This window comes from Megasphaera micronuciformis F0359 (assembly GCF_000165735.1).
Lineage (GTDB): Bacteria > Bacillota > Negativicutes > Veillonellales > Megasphaeraceae > Megasphaera > Megasphaera micronuciformis.
In genome coordinates, this window is sequence record NZ_GL538188.1 from 1 (window position 1) to 2529 (window position 2529).

At 45.6% G+C, this 2529-nt stretch carries 4 protein-coding genes; all 4 read right to left on the reverse strand.

Features of this window, described 5'->3' with window-relative positions; translation table 11 throughout:
• The coding region (locus HMPREF9429_RS03055) for a GH25 family lysozyme (RefSeq protein ID WP_006941533.1) at positions 1-563 on the reverse strand (563 nt) is incomplete at its 3' end.
• Positions 547-891 carry a hypothetical protein gene (locus HMPREF9429_RS03060; protein ID WP_006941534.1) on the reverse strand — a complete coding sequence of 115 codons (345 nt, stop codon included), beginning with the start codon at positions 889-891 and terminating at the stop codon, positions 547-549. The genes HMPREF9429_RS03060 and HMPREF9429_RS03055, both read right to left, overlap by 17 nt.
• A complete protein-coding gene (locus HMPREF9429_RS03065) occupies positions 881-1192 on the reverse strand; it encodes a hypothetical protein (RefSeq protein WP_006941535.1) in 312 nt (103 codons plus the stop codon). Before HMPREF9429_RS03065 ends, HMPREF9429_RS03060 begins: the two co-directional genes overlap by 11 nt.
• Positions 1193-1209: 17 nt before the next feature.
• Positions 1210-2367 (reverse strand): hypothetical protein, encoded by a 1158-nt coding sequence (locus tag HMPREF9429_RS03070; RefSeq protein ID WP_006941536.1) that lies wholly within the window; start codon positions 2365-2367, stop codon positions 1210-1212.
• Between the last annotated feature and the right edge of the window lie 162 nt (positions 2368-2529).

A 2529-nucleotide genomic window follows, 5' to 3' on the forward strand; every position in this document is an offset into this window, starting at 1 on the left:
ATCTGTCCCTCGTCGGAGTATTGCCAGAGGCTGCACGTCTTATTCGGATACTCTTGTTTAAAATAGTTGACCGGTCCGAAAATGGCTACGAAAAAAGGCACGTAATCGGGGATATCTTCCAAATTCATACAGTTTACCAGCGTATCATAACTGCCGTAGATGCCTACATACTTTCCTGCCTCATTCATTATATTAATTCCCGCCATCACTACCGACGTAAGTTCTTGGGCTCCCAGTTCTTTTTGCATCTCTTCTTCTATATCCATCCAGATGCCCGCTTTTAACTCTACGTCCTTTAGGTATATATCCAACTGTTTTACCAGCCACATGGTTTCTTGTTGTGCTTGCCAGGTTGTGGTAGCCAGGCTGTAAAAATACACCCCTATATCCATGCCCGCAGCCTTGGCCGCATTAATATTGTGAATAAATAAATCATCCAATTCCTGCCGTCCGTCTCCTCGGGTACGTCCGATGCGAACAATACAAAATTCTTTCCCCGCCGCCTTAGCGGCTTCAAAGTCAAATCCTTCCTGGCAATAGCTTACATCAATTCCTTCTCTCATTTTTATCCTCTCCTATCTTTATTAAAGAAGTAGTCATATTGGGCTTTTGCCCTTCCGGTGAATTGTACTTACTGTCAAGCCCGTACTTTGTCCAGGCGGCCTTAGCAAGACCCACAACCGTTACAATCCCGGCCCCTACGGCCGACACCCCTTGCCAGCAGCTGTTGATTTCAAAGTGAGTGCCGTATAATCCGTTACTCCAAAAACCGTATAGCCAGGACAACACAATTACAACCAGTAAGATAAACAGTACTACCGCCAACATAGCAATGAGCGCCAGCCAATTGGCCTGCGCCCATTCTCCGAATCGTATACATCTACTTTTCATATTCTTTTTTTATCTCCATATCCAGTACCAGCTGATAGATAGAGGTCATGACCCCGTTTTTACCAAGTGCGTGATAGCATTCATACATATTGATAAAGTTCTTTTTCTCCGAGTAGGTAATGCCTTCTTTTTTATACCGCTCGTACTCAATGAGCATGCGGCAGCGTAGCAAGGCTTGAACGCCTCTATCCAAGCCTCGGCGTCGGTTCTTTTCAGATACGTAAAAGGCAAGCCCCGCCGACAGTAGCATGGGAATTACCGTCTGGGCGATAAGAGAGGCGATTTCAGTGGATATCGTCATGATTAAATACGTCTCCTTTACTCAAATTCATCGACCGTGTTCGGCTGTACACCGTCTACTTTTACGACCAGATAATCAAGACTCGGGGTACCGATAAACGGAGTCGGTCGATACGCTGTGGTCGGAAGTTCCTTATCCCTCTCGACGGTACCTACGGCCTCGTCTGAGGTAAAAGTCACTCCTTGCCGAACCTCATATTGCCGAAGGCCTGAAAATTTCACCTCGTTTGTGCAAGCAATTCCTTCAATCACCGAGGTTTCTATCACGGCCACCTTTACATGATAGGGCTTGGAGTCTTGGTGAGATAATCGGATATCGCCTTGAACGTAGGTATCCTTGGAATACGTTACCGTATTTTTAACCTGATCCAGGACTACAAGCCACGGAAGCCTAGAGTCATACAAAAGGTCTGCCGAATACCGCTCAAGTTTTCCCTTAGCCTTTTTTACTTCTTCACTTCGTTTATCGGCTTTAGGCGAATGAAACCGCTCGTTCCAAAACCGATGATACCCGTAGACCTGTACGCCGCACTTACACTTGTCTATATCCGGGTACTCCTTAAGAGCGGTCAAGTTCGGTCGGGGCTTACGAAGAACTTGCCACGGCAGTTCCACATGCCGATTGGCATCTCCTCGATACATCCCCTCATTTACAAAAACCTTATACCCCAGTTTCCATACACCGTCATGGACGCTAAGCATCCCTTCTTGAATTCGTCCGTATCCGTTTATTTGACCTTGAGGCGTTAAAAAGTCGTATATATAAAGTTGGATACCTTTATAAATTTCATCGACGGTGATATCTTTATCGTCGTTTCGCCATATCCGTAAATAATGGATAAACCGCATAACGTCTGACTCGTTTCGAACTTGCATATAGGCTTTAAAGTGATACCCGCGAGGTATGGTTACGGCCACTAGAGGCGGTGTGGGAAATACGTCGGGATGAAACACGGTCGTTGCCAGGACGCTTTTTTTATCATCTAAGGACCACGGAGCCACCCCCATGTAGCCGACATGTTCCGTACTGCTATCACCAAAGGCGGGCATAGTTTCTAAGGATACGTTCTTAAGCCGTTTTATTTGTACCTTCTTTCGAGGTTTGCAGACAAAGTTTTCATAGGAGCTGTTAATGACGGTCTTCTTTCGTTTATTAGCAATTTGTATCAGCTGCATCTCACATCGCCCCCACTATGACATATCCCCAGTACGGGTTTTTGATATATTCTTGAATATGTCCCGGTGTTTCAAGCCCGTCTACGGCGTCGTATTTTTTGCCGTCAGCTCCGGGTACTTCAAACCATATATTAACGGCCGACATATCTTTATACTCTTTAA

What these genes read in the sequence shown, in the direction of transcription:
- HMPREF9429_RS03060 (WP_006941534.1), bottom strand. Translation starts at nt 891, where the DNA reads ATGAAAAGTAGATGTATACGATTCGGAGAATGGGCGCAGGCCAATTGG.
- HMPREF9429_RS03065 (WP_006941535.1), bottom strand. Translation starts at nt 1,192, where the DNA reads ATGACGATATCCACTGAAATCGCCTCTCTTATCGCCCAGACGGTAATT.
- HMPREF9429_RS03070 (WP_006941536.1), bottom strand. Translation starts at nt 2,367, where the DNA reads ATGCAGCTGATACAAATTGCTAATAAACGAAAGAAGACCGTCATTAAC.